Genomic DNA, 17,557 nt, shown 5'->3' with positions numbered 1-17,557 from the left:
CATTCGGGTGCGTCGGAACCATCACGAGGATGTGAGGAGCTGTCGCGTGGACGTCGACCTCGAAGAACTGGCCGCGATCATCGAGCTGCTCGACAAGACGGAGTTCACGCAGTTCCGTTTCGAGAAGGGCGAGCTCCGCATCGCCGTCAGCCGCGGAGAGCCCCTCGCGGGAGAGTCGGCGTCCGCTCCGAATCCTGCGGCGCCCACGCCTGCGGCGCCCGCTCCTGCGGCAACGGCTCCGACCACGGCCGTCGCCCCGGTGCCGCCGGCGGCGCAAGCGCCCGCGGCCGACGATCTCGCCGCCGACGAATTCGTGGTCCGCTCGCCCATGCTGGGCACCTTCTACAGCGCACCGAAGCCGGGGGAGCCGTCGTTCGTGCAGGAGGGGCAGACGGTAGCCTCCGACGCCGTGCTCTGCATCATCGAGGTCATGAAGCTGATGAACTCCGTGCCGGCGGGCGAGACCGGCGTCGTCCGCCGCGTGCTCGTCCGTGACGGCGACCTCGTCGAGTACGACCAGCCGCTGTTCGTCCTCGGACGCGCATCATGACCCAGCGCGTCTTCGTCGCCAACCGCGGCGAGATCGCGGTCCGCATCATCGAGGCGTGCGACCGTCTCGGATACGAGACCGTGCTCGGCGTCTCCCTCGCCGACAAGGCGTCGCTCGCCGCGCGTCGCGCCGGACGCGTCGTCGTCCTCGGCGGACCCCAGTCGCGCGACAGCTACCTCTCGGTGGACGCCGTGCTTCACGCCGCCGTCGAGACCGGCTGCACGGCGCTGCACCCCGGATACGGGTTCCTGTCCGAGCGGAGCGACCTCGCCCGCGGCTGTGCCGACAACGACATCGTCTTCGTCGGTCCCTCGCCGGAGGCCCTCGACGCCCTCGGCGACAAGCTCAGCGCCAGGGCTCTGGCCGAGAAGCTCGACGTCCCGGTCTCGGCAGGCGGCACGGCCGAGAGCTGGGACGACGTCTCGGCCCTCGCCGAGCAGATCGGCTATCCGGTTCTCGTCAAGGCGGCCTACGGAGGCGGCGGCCGAGGCATGAAGCTCGTGCACACCGCCGCCGACCTCGCCGAGGCGTGGAGCGTGGCATCCAGCGAGGCGGCGGCCGCGTTCGGCGACGGCACCGTCTTCCTCGAGCGCTACGTGACCTCGGCCAAGCACATCGAGGTGCAGATCCTCGGCGACCGGCACGGCAACCGCATCCACCTCGGCGAGCGGGAGTGCTCGGTGCAGTACCGCTATCAGAAGGTCGTCGAGGAGTCCCCGTCGACCTCGATCGACGCCGCGACGCGCGAGGTCATGACCACGAGCGCCCTGAAGATCGCCGCCGAGCTCGATTACGTCGGCCTCGGCACCGTCGAGTTCCTCTACGACGTGCACAACGGCGAGGTCGCCTTCCTCGAGGTGAACCCGCGGCTGCAGGTCGAGCATCCCGTCACCGAGCAGGTCACCGGCGTCGACCTCGTGCGTCAGCAGCTGCTGGCGGCACTCGGCGAGCCGATCGAGATCACGCAGGCTGACGCCGTACCCGACGGCCACGCCATCGAGGTGCGCATCACCGCGCAGGACCCCGAGCGCGGTCTCGCCCCAACCCCCGGCCGCGTCGCCGAATGGCGCCCCCCGGTCGGCGGCGGCATCCGCCTCGATTCGCACATCTACCAGGGGTACGACTTCCCGCCGTTCTACGACGCCCTGATGGGCAAGCTCGTCACCTGGGGTGCCGACCGCGACGCCGCGATCGCCCGCATGACCCACGCGCTCGATCGATTCGCCATCGGCGGCGTCACCACCTCGAAGCCGTTGCTGCGCCGCATCGTCACCGACCCCGCGTTCGCCGACAACACCGTCACGACGCACTGGCTCGGCGACAGCATCCTGACAGGAGGAGCGTCGTGACAGACGTCCAGCTCATCGACGTGTCGATCCGCGACGGCAACCAGAGCCTGTGGGGCGCCGTCGGCATGACCACGCGCATGATCGCCGGCGCCGCCCCCGACCTCGACCGGGTCGGCTACCGCGCCGTCGAGCTCGCCAGCAGCACGATCCTCGCCATGGCGGTACGCACCCACAAAGAGGATCCGTGGGAGCTGCTGCGCACGGCGAAACGGCTCATGCCGAACACGCCGCTCGGGTTCCTCACCACGGGCAAGCGCTTCATCACCTTCTACCGGACCCCGGACGTGCTCTTCGAACTCGCCTTCCGCCTGCTCGCCCGCAACGGCGTCACGAGGCTCTGGGTGATCGACCCGATGCACGACATGGCCGGTACGCGACGGATCGCGCAGATGGCGAAGGATGCCGGATTCACCGACGTGGTCGGCGGCATCTGCTACACCACCAGCCCTGTGCACACCGACGCCTACTACGCCGACCGCATCGCCGAGCTCGACGACTGCGACGCCATCGACAGCATCTACCTGAAGGACCCCGCAGGGCTCATGACGCCCGAGCGGCTGCGGGGCATGGTGCCGATGCTGCAGGGGAGGCTGAAGCGGCTGCGCCTGGACGAGATCCACAGCCACGCCACGACGGGCGTCTCGCCGCTGACCCTGCTCGAGGCGGCCGACCTCGGCATGACGAAGCTGCACACGGCGCTGCCACCGCTCGCCAACGGCTCGTCCCACCCCTCCGCCCCCACGATGGTCAACAACCTGCGGGCCCGAGGTCACCACATCGACGTCGACCTCGAAGCCATGGGCCGAGCGTCCGCGTACTGGCAGCGCCAGGCGAAGATCAAGCGCCTGCCTGTGGGCGCCCCGCGCGAGTACGACGAGGCGTACTACCGGCACACGATCCCCGGCGGTGTGCAGTCGACGCTCGCCCGGCAGCTGCGCGAGATCGGACGCGCCGACCTGTTCGACGCCGTCATCGAGGAATCCGTGGCTGTGCGCCGTGACCTCGGCTGGCCGATCGTGATGACGCCGTTCGCACAGTACATCGTGACGCAGGCGACGCTCAACATCATCACCGGTGAGCGGTACAAGCAACTCAGCGACGAGGTCGTCGATCTGCTCCGCGGCGACTTCGGGCCGCTGCCGGGCGAGGTGGATCAGAACCTGCTCGACCGTGCCATGAGCACGGCGCGCGGCCAGCTGCCGCCGTCGGACGGCTCCAGTGACGAGACGCTGGAGCAGATGCGGCGCCGGTTCGGCGGCGTCGATGACGAGGAGCTCATGCTGCGCGCCGTCATGCCCGCCGAGCACGTGGACGCCATGAAGGCGGCGAAGGGCGCCTCCGCGGCATCCGCACTGTCGTCACTGCTGAAGTCGGTCGAGGGCCGGCCGAAGCTGAGCGTCGCGTTCTCGAACGGCGACGTGAACTTCGAGCTGACGCGGTCCGGGGGTGCGTCATGAGCGTCGACCTCGCGCGCATCCGCGGCTGGGTCTTCGACGTCGACGGATGCCTCGTCCGCACCGAGCGCGCCGGCGGACGCGGCGGGATGCCGTTCCCCGGCGCCGTCGAGATCCTCACTCAGCTGCAGGATTCCGGACACGAGGTCATCGTCTGCACGAACGCCTCCGAACTGCCGCCTGCCGTCTACGCCGAGCACCTGCGCGAGATGGGGCTGCCCGTGCGCGACGAGGCCTTCGTCACCGCGGGCAGTGCGGCCGCCGACCATGTGGTCGCCCACCACCCCGGCGCCCGCGTGCTGGTCGTCGGCGCCGACGGTGTCTCCGTGCCCATGCGCGAGCGAGGATTGGAGCTCGCCGAACCCGGCGGTCCCCTCGCCGACGTCGTGGTCGTCGGCGCCGCACCGCGCTACGAGACGGCCGATCTCAACGCCGCCGCGCTCGCGGTCGCCGACGGCGCTGCGTTCTACACGACCGTGAACTCGCCGTGGTTCCACGGCGGCTCCGGGCGCTCGCTCGCCGTGTCCGCAGCGATCGCCGCCAGCATCACCTACGCGACCGGCCGCGAGCCCGTCGTCGGCGGCAAGCCGTCGGCGGTGCTCGCCGAGAGCCTGCTGCGCCGGCTTGGCGTGGCGGCATCCGAGACCGCCGTCGTCGGCGACGCGCTCGCCGAGATCCAGCTCGCCCGCAGCATGGGAGGCGCCGGCATCCTCCTGCTCTCGGGCGCGACCTCGCTCGAAGACCTCGAATCCCTCACCCCATCCACCCGTCCCGACATCGTCGTCGACGACGTCGCGGTGCTGCACAGCCGCCTCGCACCGCAAGAAACCCGACAAGGAGCATCACAATGACCGAGAACGAGCGCCGCTTCCCGTTCTTCCACGAGGTTCCCGCCCCCGAAGGCGCCGAGAACTGGAAGTCGATGTACCCGTACTACCTCGTGCCCGGCGCCGAGCGCCGTGAGGAGGAGGACTCCGGATTCTGGTTCGCCGACACGATGCACTGGTCTCGCGGCGTGCACCCCTTCGACAGCATCGGCGCCGAGGCCGTCTACCTCGGCGCCGGGCAGAACAGCACCCGCATCTTCGTGCTCCCCACCTCGCTCGGCCTCGACGTGCGCGTCATGAACGGCTACGTCTACATCCGCCCGATCGCCGTCACCGACCCCGAGGAGATCGGCCGCCGTGCCGAGCTCTTCCAGGAACGCGCCGGGTACTACTACGCGAACTGGGACGAGCTGTACGCGAAGTGGAAGACCAAGGTCACCGACGCCGTCGAGCGCATGCGCACGATCGCATTCCCGCCGCTGGGCGAGCTCGACCCGATCGAGGTCGTCACCGAGGCGCGCGGCGTCTCGACCTCTTGGGACATCATCGCGAACTATCACCGGCTCATCGACGACTTCTTCGTCATCTGGCAGCACCACTTCGAGTTCCTCAACCTCGGCTACGGCGGGTACATCGTCTTCTTCCAGTTCTGCAAGCAGGCGTTCCCGCAGATCAGCGATCAGGAGATCGCCCGGATGGTCGCCGGCGTCGACGTGGTCGCGTTCCGGCCCGACGAGGAGCTGCGCCGCCTCGCGGCGCTCGCCGTCGAGCTCGACCTGGTCGGCGAGGTGTCGGATGCCCGGGATGCCGGCGAGACGTTCGCCGTGCTCGAGGGGACGGACACCGGGCGGCGCTGGCTGGCCGAGTACGAGACGTCGAAGAACCCCTGGTTCGACTACTTCGCCGAGTACGGCTTCACGAACGACCAGGAGACCTGGATCTCTGACCCGAACATCCCCATGCAGGGCATCTCGCGCTACGCCCAGCGCATCGCGAACGGCGAGGACGTCAGCCGCCCGATCGAGCGGCTGCGCAGCGAGCGCGACCAGCTCGTCTCCGAGTACCGCGACCTGCTGAGCCCCGCGGAGCAGGCCCAGTTCGACGAGCTGCTCGGACTCTCGCGCACCGTGTTCCCCTTCATCGAGGAGCACAACATCTACGTCGAGCACTGGGCGCACTCGGTGTTCTGGGAGAAGGCCAAGGAGCTCGGCGACTTCCTCGTCGCCGCCGGCTTCACCGACGCGCGCGACGACATGTTCTACATGAACCGCTTCGAGCTCGACGAGGTGCTCGCCGACGTCGTGCAGTCCTGGGCGATCGGCGTCCCCGCTCGCGGCAAGCAGCGCTGGGCCGCCCTCATCGAGGAGCGCAAGGGCATGGTCGCAGCCCTCCTGGCTCAGGGCGCCCCGCCCGCCTACGGCGTCCCGCCCGTGGAGGTCACCGACCCGTTCGCCGTGATGAACTACGGCGTCACCACCGAGCGCGTGGAGGACTGGCTGGGCTCTGCCGAGTCCGACGGCAGCGCGCTGTCCGGCATCCCCGGCGGGCCCGGCGTGTACGAGGGGCCCGTGCGGGTGCTGAAGACCGAGAAGGACGTCGCCACGATCCAGCCCGGCGAAGTGCTTGTCGCCGCCATCACGGCACCGAGCTGGGCGGCCGCCTTCTCGGTCGCCGCAGCCGTCGTCACCGACATCGGAGGCATGATGAGCCACGCCTCGATCGTGTGCCGCGAATACGGCATCCCCGCCGTCGTCGGCACCGGCTTCGCGACCGCCCGCCTGAAGACCGGCCAGCGCGTCCGCGTCGACGGCGACACCGGCGTCGTCACGATCCTGGAGGAAGCGTCATGATCGTCGATCCGCACAGCTACACGTACCGCTTCGCGGACGAGGGATGCTCCGACGCGCGCCTCGTCGGAGGCAAGGGCAAGGGGCTCGGCGAGATGACCGCGGCCGGCTACCCGGTGCCGCCCGGGTTCGCGGTCAGCGCCCGCGCCTACCGGCGGTTCCTCGACCAGGACAACCTGCGCCGCGACATCGCCCAGCAGCTCGACGGGCTCGACCCCGAGGACTACCCCGCGATCGAGCAGGCGTCGGAGCGGATCGACACCCTCATGGCGACATCCCGTCTGCCCGCCGACGTGGCGGACAAGATCCGCGAGGAGTATGCGGCGCTCGGCGAGCTCGTCGGTGCGGACGACGTCTCCGTCGCCGTCCGCTCGAGCGGCACCGCCGAGGACTCCAGCGCGGACAGCTTCGCCGGCGAGTTCGAGACCTGGGTCGACATCCAGGGCATCGACGACGTGCTCGCGCACGTGCACCGGTGCTACACGAGCGTCTACGCGCCGCGCGTGCTCCGCTACGCTCTCGAGCGCGGCATCGACCTGTCGCGCATCGAGATGGCGGTCGTCATCCAGAAGACCGTGCGGGCCCGCACCGCCGGCGTCATGTTCACCCTCGACCCGATCAGCGGCGATCGCTCGCGCGTCGTGCTCGAGGCGAGCTGGGGGCTGGGCCTCTCCGTCGTCGGGGGAGAGGTCACCCCCGACCGGTTCACGGTGGGCAAGGTCGGCCTGTCGGTGCAGTCGCGGGTGCTCGGCGACAAGCGGGTCGAGTACCGCCGCGGCGACGCCTCGGTGGAGGTTCCAGAGGATCGCCGCGATCGGCTGTGCCTCGAGGACGCCGAGGTCGTGGCGATCGCCGAGCTCGGCAAGCGCCTCGAGAAGAGGCACGGCGCCCCGCAGGACATCGAGTTCGCCGTCGACGAGGAGCTCCCGGCGGGGGAGAACCTGCTGCTGCTGCAGTGCCGCCCCGAGACTGTGTGGAGCGGTGTCGAGCGGGCTCCCGCCTTCGACCCGAAGGAGAAGATGATGTCGTGGATCACCTCCAGCATCACGGTCCCCACGAAGGTGCAGAGCGGCGGCGGACACCGTCATGAGTGAGGGCCCCGAGCAGCTGATCCCCGCCCCCGAGCGCCCCCGCGACGAGTCGGAGACCGCGCGCTATCTGACGTGGCTTGCGGCAGAGCGCGGTCTGCGCTTCGCGGACTTCGCAGAGCTCCAGCGCTGGTCGGTGGAGCATCTCGAGGATTTCTGGCAGAGCATCTGGGACTTCTTCGAGGTGATCTCGCACGCGCCGGCGGCGTCCGTGCTCGCCGAGCGCGTGATGCCCGGAGCGCGCTGGTTCGAGGGGACGACGCTCAACTTCGCCGAGCACGCGCTGCGGGCGGCGGAAGAGATCGGCGACGACGTCGCGATCCACGCGTTCTCGCAATCCCGCGAGGACGAGACCGTGACGTTCGGGGAGCTTCGCGAGCGCGTCGCCCATGTCGCGGCTGGGCTCGTGGAACTGGGCGTGGGGCGCGGCGACCGCGTGGCCGCCTATCTGCCGAACATTCCGGAGGCGGTCATCGCCTACCTCGCCACGGCGAGCCTGGGCGCGATCTGGGCGTCATGCGCACCGGAGTTCGGAGTCAAGGGCGTGCTGGACCGGCTCGGGCAGATCGAGCCGAAGGTGCTGTTCGCCGTAGACGGCTACCGCTACGGCTCGAAGGATGTGGACCGCCGCGCGGACGTGCAGGCGATCCGCGAAGGGCTCGCCGGCGTCGAGCATGTGATCGGCGTCCGCTATCTCGCGGCGGACGTCGACGACGCGCTGCCGTGGACAGAACTCGTCGCCATCGGCGCGCGGACCGGGCGTGCGCTCGAGTTCGAGGCCGTGCCGTTCGATCACCCGCTGTCGGTGCTGTTCACCTCGGGCACCACGGGGCTGCCCAAGCCGATCGTCCACGGCCACGGCGGGATCATCCTCGAGCACTTCAAAAATCACGCGCTGCACTGGGATCTCGGGCCCGGCGATCGCCTGATGTGGTTCTCGACCACGTCATGGATGGTGTGGAACGCCGTCGTCTCGGCGCTGATGCTCCGTGCGAGCATCGTCCTCATCGACGGCAACCCGATGGGCCCCGACCCCGATCTGCAGTGGCGCCTCATCGAGAGGTGGCGGCCGACCGTGGTCGGGCTGAGCGCCGGGTTCCTGCTGCACGGCATGCGCGAGCAGCGCGAGCCCGCAGCGGAATTCGATCTCGGCAGCATCCGTCAGCTCGGTGTGGTCGGCTCACCGCTGCCGACGGCAGCGTTCGACTGGGTGCATGCGCAGTTCGGCGACGACGTGCTGCTGAACGTGGGCAGCGGCGGAACCGACGTGTGCACGGGCCTCGTGCAGGGCGGACCGTGGCAGCCGGTGTGGCGCGGAGAGATGGCCGGCGCGAGCCTCGGCGTCGACGTGTGCGCGTTCGATGACAGAGGGGACGAGGTCGTCGGCGAGCTCGGTGAACTCGTCGTCCGCGCCCCCATGCCGTCGATGCCGGTCGGTTTCTGGGGCGATGAGGACGGCAGCCGCTATCGCGCGGCGTACTTCGATACGTACCCGGGGGTGTGGCGGCACGGCGACTGGATCCGTTTCAGCGCGGCCGGCAGCTGCATCATCACCGGTCGCAGCGACGCAACCCTCAACCGCGGGGGTGTGCGCCTGGGCACGGCCGACTTCTACGGCGTCGTGGATGCCTTCGCCGAGGTGGCCGACAGCCTCGTCGTGCACCTCGACGATCCGGACGGCGGCAACGGCGAACTGCTCCTGTTCGTGGTCCCCGTCGAGGGGCACGTGGTCGACGATTCCCTCGTGGCGCGCCTGCGATCCGCGATCCGCGACCAGCTGTCGCCCCGGCACACCCCTGACCGGGTCCTCGCCGTCGCGGGCTTGCCGCACACGAGGACGGGCAAGAAGCTCGAGGTGCCGGTCAAGCGGATCCTGCTGGGCCGCCCGCTCGCCGAGGCGGTCGACCCGGATGCGGTGGACGACGCATCCGCCTTGCAGCAGTTCGTGGACCTGGCGGCAGCGCGATGAGCGGCTACCGTCCGGCGATCCGGCTCGACGAGGTGGTCGCGATCGACACGCACGTGCACATCGAGGCCGACGCCCATGGTCACCTCGCCCTGGACCAGGAGCTCCTCGACGCCTCTGCGGCGTACTTCCGCAGCGGAACCGACCGCACCCCGACGATCGATCAGATCGCGAAGCGGTACCGGGAGCTGAACATGGCCGCCGTCGTGTTCACCGTCGACGCGAGCACCGCCCTGCACCAGCGGGCGCTCAGCAGCGAGGAGATCGCGCAGGCGTGCGCCGAGAACGCCGACGTTCTCATACCGTTCGGATCCGTCGACCCGAATCTCGGCGGAGCCGCGATCGACCAGGCCCGCGTGCTCATCGACGAGTTCGGCGTGCGCGGCTTCAAGTTCCACCCGAGCCTGCAGGGATTCGACCCGTCCGATCGGGCGCACTGGCCGCTGTACGAGATGCTCGCGTCACGCGGCATGATCGCGCTCTTCCACACCGGGCAGACCGGCATCGGAGCGGGGCTCCCGGGCGGACGCGGCATCCGCCTGCGCCTGTCCGAGCCGATGCTCGTGGACGACGTCGCGGCCGCGTTCCCTGATCTGAAGATCATCCTCGCGCACCCGTCGGTCCCCTGGGTCGATCAGTCGATCGCGATGGCGACGCACAAGCAGAACGTGTTCATCGACCTGTCCGGCTGGTCGCCGAAGTACTTCCCCGCCCAGCTCGTGCGGCAGGCGGGGACGATCCTGAAGCACAAGGTGCTGTTCGGCTCGGACTTCCCGCTCATCGATCCGACCCGGTGGATGCGCGACTTCGCCGGGCTCGATATCCCCGACGATGCCAGGGAGCTCATCGTGAAGGGCAACGCGGCGCAGCTGCTGGGCCTGCAGACGGGCCGCACATGAACGGGGAGGCTCCGGTGGAGTCGGTGGACCGCGCGCTCGTGCTCCTGACGGCCCTGCGCGAGGGCGAGGTGCTCAGCGTCTCGGATGCCGCGGGCTTTCTCGGCGTGGCGCCGTCGACGGCGCATCGTCTGCTCTCATCCCTGGTGTACCGGGAGTATGCCGCTCAGGACCGCGACCGCCGATACCGGCTGGGCCCGGCGCTGGTGCCGGCACGTGCGGAGCCCCTGACGCTCAGCGGCGTCCGTGCGCTCGCCCACGCCCCGCTCGAGCGGCTGCACGAGGAACTGGGGGAGACCGTGCAGATCATGGTCCGCCACGGCCGGAACATCCGCTTCCTCGACGGCATCGAGTGCGAGCTCCCGCTGCGCGTCGGGGTGCGCGTCGGCGATGAGATGCCCGCGCACTGCTCGGCGGGAGGAAAAGCGATCCTCGCGGCGATGCCGATGGCCGACCTGGAGCGCCTCTATTCGCAGGGTCTGCCGGAGTGGCCGACGGCTCGATACCGCGATCTTCCTGCGCTGAAGCGGCACCTGGCGCGGGTGCGCCAGCGCGGATACGGCGCGAACCTCGAGGAGACCGAGCAGGGCGTGAGCGGGGTGGGCGTCGCCGTGCGCGATCGCCTGGATCGTCCGGTGGCGGCGTTCACGGTCGCCGTGCCGGCATCGCGCTTCGCGCGCGACCACATCACCGGAATGCGCGATGCGCTTTCTCACGCGGCAGACGAGTTCCGTGCCGCGCTCGAGTCCGAGGACGGCGCATCGCAGGCTCAGCCGATCCGGCGGTAGCGGATGTGCGTCGCCAGCGGCGAGTGCAGCACCTCGACCGGTTCGAAGTCGAACTTCGTTCCGTTGAAGATGCGCTCGCCGGAGCCCAGCAGCACCGGAGCGATGTCGAGCGTGAGCTCGTCGATGACGCCGGCATCCAGCCCCTGACGCACCGTGGACGCGCCGCCGGCGATGTCGACGCCCGCATCGCCGGCCACCGCGCGAGCCTGCGCATACGCTGCGTCGAACCCGTCCGTCACGAAGTGGAAGGTCGTGCCGCCGGCCATCTCGATCGGGTCGTGCGCATGGTTCGTCAGAACGAAAACGGGGGCGTGGTACGGAGGCTCCTCACCCCACCATCCACGCCAGTCCTCGTCCCAGTCGCCGCGCACGGGGCCGAACATATTGCGTCCCATCACGTAGGCACCGCGCGGTCGCATGAGCCAGCCGGCCGCGATGTCATCGGCGTCGTTCGCGCGTTCGTCGCCGATGTGCCAGCGGTGCAGCTCGATGCCGCGCCTGCCCAGCGGGTCGTCCCGGCTCTGATCGGGGCCGGCGACGAAGCCGTCGAGAGAGATCGACATGTGGCAGGTGGTGTCGGGCATCCGTCATTCCTCCATCGACGCGGGTCGGACACAATCTAGCGGCATCCCGCGCAGTAATGGTTGACCTTGCTCGACAGTTGCGCAAACACAACTAACGGAGTATGGTTGACCGAGTTCAACTTTCTATCGCAGGAGAACTCCGCTTTTGACATCCACACCTTCCCCCGCACCGGAGGCCACGCGCTCGGCGCGTGAAGTGTTCACCGCGATCTCCGGCCTCATCGTCGGCATGTTCGTGGCCGTCCTCTCGGGCACGGTCGTCTCGACGTCGTTGCCGGTCATCATCGCCGACCTCGGCGGCACCCAGTCCCAGTACACCTGGGTCATCACCGCGAGCCTGCTCGCGACCGCGGTCTCGACCCCCATCTGGGGCAAGCTCGCCGACCTCGTCGACCGCAAGATCCTCGTGCAGCTCGCCCTCATCCTCTTCACCGTCGGAACGGTGATCGCCGGCTTCTCGACCGACACGAACATGCTGATCGTCGTCCGCGTGATCCAGGGCATCGGCGTCGGCGGCCTCATGTCGCTCGTGATGATCGCCGTGGCCCTCATCATCTCGCCACGCGAGCGCGGCAAGTACATGGGCGTCGTCGGCGGCATCATGGCCCTCGGCACGATCGGCGGGCCGCTGCTCGGCGGATTCCTCACCGACACGTGGGGCTGGCGCTCCAACTTCTTCGTCGGCGTGCCGTTCGCGATCATCGCGCTCGTGCTGCTGCAGTTCACGCTGCACCTGCCCAAGCCCCAGCGCGCGAAGGTGTCGATCGACTACCTCGGCATCGTGCTGCTCGCCGTCGGCGTCTCGACCCTGCTCATCTGGGTCTCGATGGGCGGCAGCCAGTTCGAGTGGGACTCGATGACGAGCATCGTCCTCGCCGTCGTCGCCGGCGTCGCGATCGCGGCCTTCATCACCGTCGAGTTCTTCGTCAAGGAACCGATCGTGCCGATGTCGCTGTTCCGCAACCGCACCTTCACGCTGTCGGTCATCGCCTCGATCGCGATCGGCGTCTCGATGTTCGCCACCTCGGTGTTCCTCGCGCAGTACTTCCAGCTCGCGCGCGGCGCCACACCGACCGAGTCCGGCCTCATGACGATCCCGATGATCATCGGCCAGATGGGCGCCTCGATCATCATCGGTCAGCTCGTGAGCCGCTTCGGCAAGTGGAAGGGCTGGATGATCACCGGCTCGATCCTCGCGACCATCGGCGTCAGCCTCATGGCCACGCTCCGCTATGACACCCCGTTCCCGCTCGTCGCCACGTACATGTTCGTGCTCGGCGCAGGGCTCGGCATGGTGATGCAGAACCTCACGCTGATCGTCCAGAACGACACGTCGCCGACGCAGCTGGGCGCGGCATCCTCGAACGTGAACTTCTTCCGCACGATCGCCGGAACCATAGGCGTCACGATCATGGGCTCGCTGCTCTCGACGAGCGTCGCGACCTACGTGAAGGACGGCCTGTCCGGCTTCACGCCGAGCTCGCCCGACGAGATCGACGCGCTCCAGCACCTGGCATCCGGCAACGTCCCGAAGGTGGGCGAGCTCCCCGACGCGATCCGCGTGATCGTCGAGGGCGCGTACGGCCACGGCATCGCCGACGCCTTCATCCTCGCCATCCCGCTCGCGGTGATCTCGGTCATCGCCATCGCGTTCATCAAGAACAAGCCGCTCTCGACGAAGAACGCTGCCGAGCAGCTGCGCGACCAGGCCGAGGAATCGGTGCTCGAGGTCGGCGAGGCCGAGGTGGGCGCGACGATGTCGACCGGCGCGATCCGCATCGCCGGATCCGCGGGCGCGACGCCGGCCACCGGGCCCGTGACCGTGCTGGAACGCGAGGACGAGGAGCGAGGGCGCTGACATGAGCGCTGCCGGAACCGCGGTTCCCGCCGACGTCGACAACGCTCTGGCGGAGTTCCAGGGTCATCTGAACCTGATCTTCGCCAGGGCGCGGTCGCTGTGGAAGGAGTCCGCGGCCAGGATCCACCCCGAACTGCAGCCCTCCGGCTACAAGCTGCTCACATTCATCGCGCGCGAGGGCAGCACCAGCGCCCATCTGCTCGCCGAACGGTTCGAGATGGACAAGTCGGTCGTCAGTCGTCAGGTGCGGATGCTGGAGGACCTCGGTCTTCTCGATTCCCGCCCCGACGACAATGACGGCCGCCAGCGTGTGCTCACCGCGACTCCCGAGGCGTGCGCCACGCTCGCCGGCATCCGCCGCGAGCATGCGGACCGGCTGCACGAGTCGCTCGCCGGCCTCACCGCGGACGAGATCCGCGCCGCATCCAAGGTGTTCCGCCATCTCGCCGAACTCTGAACCCCGCACGCGCGTCGACCCGCCGTCCCCGGAACGGCGGGGCGACGCCCGTAAACTGGCGGGTGTGACCGATGTGACCGCCGACCCCGCCACGGAACCCGTGGGTGAGGACGATCGTCTCGACCAGGCGGTCACCAGGGTCGAACAGGGGCTCGGCCGACTGTTCGCCCGGATCCGCGTCAGCTGGCGGGATGCCGCCGCGATCGTGCATCCCGACCTGCAGCCGCTGGGCTATCAGGTGCTCGTATCGATCGCGACGGGCAAGGCGACCTCGGCGGGCGCCATCATCGAGCGCCTGCAGACCGACAAGTCGGCGGTGAGCCGCCATGTGCGCCAGCTCGAGGAGCTCGGTCTCGTCGAGAGCCTTCCCGACCCGGAGGACCGCAGGGCGCGCGTGCTCGTCGCCACCGATCTGGCGCAGGAGCGCATCGCCATCGCGCGGGCCGGTTACGAGGGACGCATCAAAGAGCGGCTGCACGCGTGGTCGGCCGACGACGTCGATCGGTTCGTCGAGCTGCTCGACTCGTTGGGCGGCTGATCGCGATCGCAGGCTGATCCCGCCGGCGGCGACTATTCGGTCGGGGCGGGCTCGGCGAACGCCGTCTTGCGGATGCCGATCCACGAGACGATCCCGCCTGCGGCCATGAGCGCCGCGGTCACCCATGCCGCGCTGTGGAAGCCGTCGAGGTCGAGGGTTCCGCCGACGATCGTCGACAGCATCGCCACGACGATGAGCCCGGCCACGCGCGAGATCGCGTTGTTGACCGCCGAGGCGATCCCGGAGCGGTTCTCGTCGATGGCGCCGAGCACGGCCGAGGTCAGCGGAGCGACGGTCAACGAGAGGCCGAGTCCCAGCACGATCATCGACGGCAGGACCTGCCACCAGTAGCTGAACTCCGGTGCGACCGTGAGCAGCAGCAGGGCTCCTGCGGCCATGAGCAGAGGGCCGACGGTCATGAACAGCCGCGGACCGAGCCGGCCAGCCCAGGTTCCCGCCTGCGAGCTCAGCAGGATCATGAGGATCGTGATCGGCAGGCTCGCCAGGCCCGCCGCTGTCGCCGGAAGCCCCGCGCCCTCCTGCAGGTACACCCCGATAACGAAGCCGTTGAGCGACAGCGCTGCATAGATGAAGAGCGTCGCGAGATTGCCCCAGGCGAAGTTGCGGGCGCCGAACAGTGACAGCGGCATGAGCGGATCCGGGGACTGCCTCTGGCGGACGAGGAACCCGACGAACATCGCGACGCCCGCGATGCCCGGGACCCAGATCGCCGGCGATCCCCAGCCGAGATTCGGCTGCTCGATGAGGGCGAACACCACGGCGCCGAGTCCTACGGCGCAGAGAATCCCGCTCCACCAGTCCACACGCACGCCGCGAGCATGGTCGGGCAGCTGCAGCCGCGCGAGCAGGAACAGCGTGATGCCGATCGGGACGACGTTGATCACGAACACCCAGCGCCACGAAAGCAGGTCGACGAACAGCCCGCCCAGCAGGGGACCTGCGATCTGGGCGCCGGTCGTGAATGCCGTCCAGACGCCGATCGCGCGTGACTGCAGCTCGCCGCGCATGGTCGCCATGATCAGGGCGAGCGAGCTGGGCACGAGCAGCGCTCCCGCAGCCCCCTGCAGGGCGCGCGCGATGATGAGGGTGAGCGGTTCGGGAGCGGCCGCCACCGCGGCGGATGCCACGCCGAAGGCGATGAGTCCGATCCGCATGATCCGCACCCGCCCGTAGGCATCCGACAGGGATCCGGCCAGCAGGATCAGCGCGCTCAACGTGATGAGATACGCGTCCACGACCCACTGCTGCGTCGCGATGCCGCCGCCGAGCTCTTCGCGGATCGCCGGCAGGGCGACCGTGACGACGGTGCCGTCGAGGAATGTCACGAACGAGGCGAGCACCGCGATCGTGATCACGAGCCGCTGCATGGCTGAGAAGGCTGGCACGAGGATGACACTACGCCCTGCCGGATACCCGTCGACGCGAAGCCCGACGCGGATTACTCTGGCGTCAGGCGGGTCTGACTGCCCGCGGACCTCGACGAAGGAAGCGGTGTGAGATGGACTCGATGATGATGGGTGCGATGTCCCAGGACATGAAGTCGATGAGCGGCGGCATGGAGATGATGGACATGGCCGTCATGCAGGCGTGCATGGATGCGTGCACGGCCTGCGAGCAGGCCTGCACGGTCTGCTCGATGCAGCTGATGGACTGCGCCCCGGCGTGCATGAACTGCGCCGACATGTGCAATACGATGATGCGCTCGATGATGCGGATGCAGGGCATGACCCCGGCGGTCATGATGGCGATGCTGGATGCCTGCATCGCGATGTGTCAGCTCTGCATGGATGCCTGCATGGAGCACGCCGAGCACAGCGAGGTGTGCAGGATGTGCGCTCAGTCGTGCAAGGCGTGCATGGACGCCTGCATGGACATGAAGAACATGATGATGAAGACCGCCTGACGCTTCGGCAGGCGCAACCCCGCCTCAGACGGCGACGTTGAAGCGCACGCGCCCGACGGCGAGCACGTGATACCGGGTGTGCAGCGCCACCGGCGTGCCCGGCTCGACCTCCAGCGCCGCGCCCTGGGCGCTCCACAGCGCCCACTCCGTGCCGTCCAGCGTGCGCACGGCGATGACGCCCGTCGCGGCATCCGTGCTCTCGGCGATCGCGTCGACCCACTCGCTGGGCGTCGCGGCCGCGAGGCGGGCCTGAATCAGATGCAGAGCGTGCCCCGGTGCGAACGAGGAGCAGACGTCGCCGTGGTCGCACATGCACGCCGCACGCCTGCTCACCTCGACGGCGGATGCTGTGCGGTGCGCGGTGGACACGATGGGACTCCTGGGTCTGGGACGATGCACGTCGGTTGATGTTCCCGCAAGAGTACGAGCCTGCCGGTGCATCGCGGAACGGCGGCGTCACCGGGGGAAACATTGCGGCCGCGCTCACCGCGGCCGGTGCGCCGCCAGGGCATCGCGCAGCGCCGTGAGGACGGCTTCGATCGCCTCGCCGCCGCGCGAGGACGATCGGGTCGCCGCGAAGATCTCGCGCACGGGGCTCCCCGGCAACTCCAGCAACCGCACGGCATCCCGGCCGCCTGTCCAGATGAGATCGGGCAGCATCGCCGCGGCGTGCCCGGCCGCCGCGAGTCGCGCGTGCGCGGTGAGATCGGTCGCTTCGTACCGCACATCCGGTTCGAACCCCGCGGCCCGGCACTGCTGCACGGCCCATCGGCGAACGGCGGCGCCCTCGGGCTCCATCGCCCATGCGGCGTCGTGCAGGTCGGCGAGTCCTGCGGCGGGCGAGTCCTGTGGGACGACGAGCCGCACGGGGTCGTGACCGAGGAGCGTGCGCTCGATGCCCGGCCGCAGCTCCCGGGTATGCCCGGGATACTGTTCGGCGACCACGAGGTCGAACGCATGCGCCTGCAGCTCGAACAATCCCTCCTCGGGTGCCATCTCGACCATCTCGAGTCGCAGGCCGGGCATGCGTTCGGCCAGCAGCCCCAGCGCTGCCGGGACGAGCGCTTCCGCGGCCGTCGACATCACGGCGATGCGCACGCGCGCCGGCGCATGCTGCGAGGCCGACAGCTCGGCTCGCGCAGCCTCATCGAGCTCGATCGCGCGGGCCGCGTGCACTGCGAGCAGCCGGCCCTGGGCAGTGAGCCGCAGTCGCCTGCCGTCGGGTTCGAGCAGCGCGACGCCGGCCTCGCGCTCGAGCAGCGCGAGCTGCTGCGACACCGTCGACGGGCTGTACGACAGTGCGCGGGCGACGTCGGAGATCGTCCCGCGCAGCGCCAGTTCGTGCAGCAGGCGCAGCCGTCGTAGCTCGAACACGGACCCTCCCTTCAAAGCATCGACAGAACCGAATGGTATTGATTGCAAACGTGCGCT

Annotated in this window: 17 protein-coding genes; 13 read left to right on the top strand and 4 right to left on the bottom strand. The window is 69.3% G+C overall.

Translation table 11 applies throughout. The features are described from left to right. The first annotated feature begins 46 nt into the window (after positions 1–46). From accB to AB0269_RS07590, 9 genes are read left to right on the top strand one after another with little or no spacing between them, the layout of a single operon-like run. Positions 47–550: an acetyl-CoA carboxylase biotin carboxyl carrier protein gene (accB, locus tag AB0269_RS07630; protein ID WP_366210651.1), complete on the top strand. Its 504-nt coding sequence runs from the start codon at positions 47–49 to the stop codon at positions 548–550. After that, positions 547–1,899 (top strand): biotin carboxylase N-terminal domain-containing protein, encoded by a 1,353-nt coding sequence (locus AB0269_RS07625; RefSeq protein ID WP_366210650.1) that lies wholly within the window; start codon positions 547–549, stop codon positions 1,897–1,899. Before accB ends, AB0269_RS07625 begins: the two co-directional genes overlap by 4 nt. Continuing rightward, positions 1,896–3,356, top strand: coding sequence for a pyruvate/oxaloacetate carboxyltransferase (locus tag AB0269_RS07620; RefSeq protein ID WP_366210649.1), 1,461 nt, complete (start codon positions 1,896–1,898; stop codon positions 3,354–3,356). Before AB0269_RS07625 ends, AB0269_RS07620 begins: the two co-directional genes overlap by 4 nt. Then, positions 3,353–4,204 carry an HAD hydrolase-like protein gene (locus AB0269_RS07615; protein ID WP_366210648.1) on the top strand — a complete coding sequence of 284 codons (852 nt, stop codon included), beginning with the start codon at positions 3,353–3,355 and terminating at the stop codon, positions 4,202–4,204. The genes AB0269_RS07620 and AB0269_RS07615 overlap by 4 nt, the downstream gene beginning before the upstream one ends. After that, positions 4,201–6,030, top strand: a complete 1,830-nt coding sequence (locus tag AB0269_RS07610; protein WP_366210647.1) for a PEP-utilizing enzyme — start codon at positions 4,201–4,203, stop codon at positions 6,028–6,030. The genes AB0269_RS07615 and AB0269_RS07610 overlap by 4 nt, the downstream gene beginning before the upstream one ends. Then, positions 6,027–7,121, top strand: a complete 1,095-nt coding sequence (locus tag AB0269_RS07605; protein WP_366210646.1) for a PEP/pyruvate-binding domain-containing protein — start codon at positions 6,027–6,029, stop codon at positions 7,119–7,121. The genes AB0269_RS07610 and AB0269_RS07605 overlap by 4 nt, the downstream gene beginning before the upstream one ends. Beyond that, positions 7,114–9,084, top strand: a complete 1,971-nt coding sequence (locus AB0269_RS07600; RefSeq protein WP_366210645.1) for an acetoacetate--CoA ligase — start codon at positions 7,114–7,116, stop codon at positions 9,082–9,084. Before AB0269_RS07605 ends, AB0269_RS07600 begins: the two co-directional genes overlap by 8 nt. Next, positions 9,081–9,980, top strand: coding sequence for an amidohydrolase family protein (locus AB0269_RS07595; protein ID WP_366210644.1), 900 nt, complete (start codon positions 9,081–9,083; stop codon positions 9,978–9,980). Before AB0269_RS07600 ends, AB0269_RS07595 begins: the two co-directional genes overlap by 4 nt. Then, on the top strand, positions 9,977–10,765 hold the full coding sequence (locus tag AB0269_RS07590) for an IclR family transcriptional regulator (protein ID WP_366210643.1): 789 nt from the start codon (positions 9,977–9,979) through the stop codon (positions 10,763–10,765). Before AB0269_RS07595 ends, AB0269_RS07590 begins: the two co-directional genes overlap by 4 nt. On the opposite strand, the gene AB0269_RS07585 is transcribed toward AB0269_RS07590, so the two are convergent. Further along, entirely contained in the window at positions 10,747–11,349 is a 603-nt protein-coding gene (locus AB0269_RS07585) for a dihydrofolate reductase family protein (protein WP_366210642.1), read from the bottom strand. The two genes, AB0269_RS07590 and AB0269_RS07585, sit on opposite strands and share 19 nt — an antisense overlap. Positions 11,350–11,494: 145 nt before the next feature. Here AB0269_RS07585 and AB0269_RS07580 point away from each other — a divergent pair, with 145 nt between their 5' ends. The 3 genes from AB0269_RS07580 (at position 11,495) to AB0269_RS07570 (ending at position 14,202) form a co-directional block, all read left to right on the top strand. Next, a complete protein-coding gene (locus tag AB0269_RS07580; RefSeq protein WP_366210641.1) occupies positions 11,495–13,207 on the top strand; it encodes an MDR family MFS transporter in 1,713 nt (570 codons plus the stop codon). 1 nt (position 13,208) lies between these two features. Beyond that, the gene (locus AB0269_RS07575; protein ID WP_366210640.1) at positions 13,209–13,664 is read left to right on the top strand and encodes a MarR family transcriptional regulator; all 456 of its coding nucleotides are present in this window, start codon (positions 13,209–13,211) and stop codon (positions 13,662–13,664) included. 64 nt (positions 13,665–13,728) lie between these two features. Next, a complete protein-coding gene (locus tag AB0269_RS07570; RefSeq protein ID WP_366210639.1) occupies positions 13,729–14,202 on the top strand; it encodes a MarR family transcriptional regulator in 474 nt (157 codons plus the stop codon). A 32-nt stretch (positions 14,203–14,234) separates the two neighbouring features. On the opposite strand, the gene AB0269_RS07565 is transcribed toward AB0269_RS07570, so the two are convergent. Continuing rightward, on the bottom strand, positions 14,235–15,608 hold the full coding sequence (locus AB0269_RS07565; protein WP_366210638.1) for an MFS transporter: 1,374 nt from the start codon (positions 15,606–15,608) through the stop codon (positions 14,235–14,237). A gap of 122 nt (positions 15,609–15,730) precedes the next feature. On the opposite strand from AB0269_RS07565, the gene AB0269_RS07560 reads away from it, so the two are divergent. Beyond that, complete coding sequence (locus AB0269_RS07560) at positions 15,731–16,126, top strand: hypothetical protein (RefSeq protein ID WP_366210637.1); 396 nt, start codon at positions 15,731–15,733, stop codon at positions 16,124–16,126. 24 nt (positions 16,127–16,150) lie between these two features. Here AB0269_RS07560 and AB0269_RS07555 read toward each other — a convergent pair whose 3' ends face one another. Together AB0269_RS07555 and AB0269_RS07550 are read right to left on the bottom strand one after the other, a co-directional pair. After that, complete coding sequence (locus AB0269_RS07555) at positions 16,151–16,495, bottom strand: hypothetical protein (RefSeq protein WP_366210636.1); 345 nt, start codon at positions 16,493–16,495, stop codon at positions 16,151–16,153. Positions 16,496–16,609: 114 nt separating this feature from the next. Next, positions 16,610–17,500, bottom strand: coding sequence for a LysR family transcriptional regulator (locus tag AB0269_RS07550; RefSeq protein WP_366210635.1), 891 nt, complete (start codon positions 17,498–17,500; stop codon positions 16,610–16,612). Positions 17,501–17,557: the final 57 nt, after the last annotated feature.

It is taken from the genome of Microbacterium sp. NPDC077644 (genome assembly GCF_040702785.1).
Classification (GTDB): domain Bacteria; phylum Actinomycetota; class Actinomycetes; order Actinomycetales; family Microbacteriaceae; genus Microbacterium.
The sequence above is the reverse complement of the archived record's forward strand: the minus strand, read 5'-3'. Positions and strand labels throughout refer to the sequence as shown.

What these genes read in the sequence shown, in the direction of transcription:
- AB0269_RS07625 (WP_366210650.1), top strand. Translation starts at nt 547, where the DNA reads ATGACCCAGCGCGTCTTCGTCGCCAACCGCGGCGAGATCGCGGTCCGC.
- AB0269_RS07615 (WP_366210648.1), top strand. Translation starts at nt 3,353, where the DNA reads ATGAGCGTCGACCTCGCGCGCATCCGCGGCTGGGTCTTCGACGTCGAC.
- AB0269_RS07610 (WP_366210647.1), top strand. Translation starts at nt 4,201, where the DNA reads ATGACCGAGAACGAGCGCCGCTTCCCGTTCTTCCACGAGGTTCCCGCC.
- AB0269_RS07605 (WP_366210646.1), top strand. Translation starts at nt 6,027, where the DNA reads ATGATCGTCGATCCGCACAGCTACACGTACCGCTTCGCGGACGAGGGA.
- AB0269_RS07600 (WP_366210645.1), top strand. Translation starts at nt 7,114, where the DNA reads ATGAGTGAGGGCCCCGAGCAGCTGATCCCCGCCCCCGAGCGCCCCCGC.
- AB0269_RS07595 (WP_366210644.1), top strand. Translation starts at nt 9,081, where the DNA reads ATGAGCGGCTACCGTCCGGCGATCCGGCTCGACGAGGTGGTCGCGATC.
- AB0269_RS07590 (WP_366210643.1), top strand. Translation starts at nt 9,977, where the DNA reads ATGAACGGGGAGGCTCCGGTGGAGTCGGTGGACCGCGCGCTCGTGCTC.
- AB0269_RS07585 (WP_366210642.1), bottom strand. Translation starts at nt 11,349, where the DNA reads ATGCCCGACACCACCTGCCACATGTCGATCTCTCTCGACGGCTTCGTC.
- AB0269_RS07575 (WP_366210640.1), top strand. Translation starts at nt 13,209, where the DNA reads ATGAGCGCTGCCGGAACCGCGGTTCCCGCCGACGTCGACAACGCTCTG.
- AB0269_RS07560 (WP_366210637.1), top strand. Translation starts at nt 15,731, where the DNA reads ATGATGATGGGTGCGATGTCCCAGGACATGAAGTCGATGAGCGGCGGC.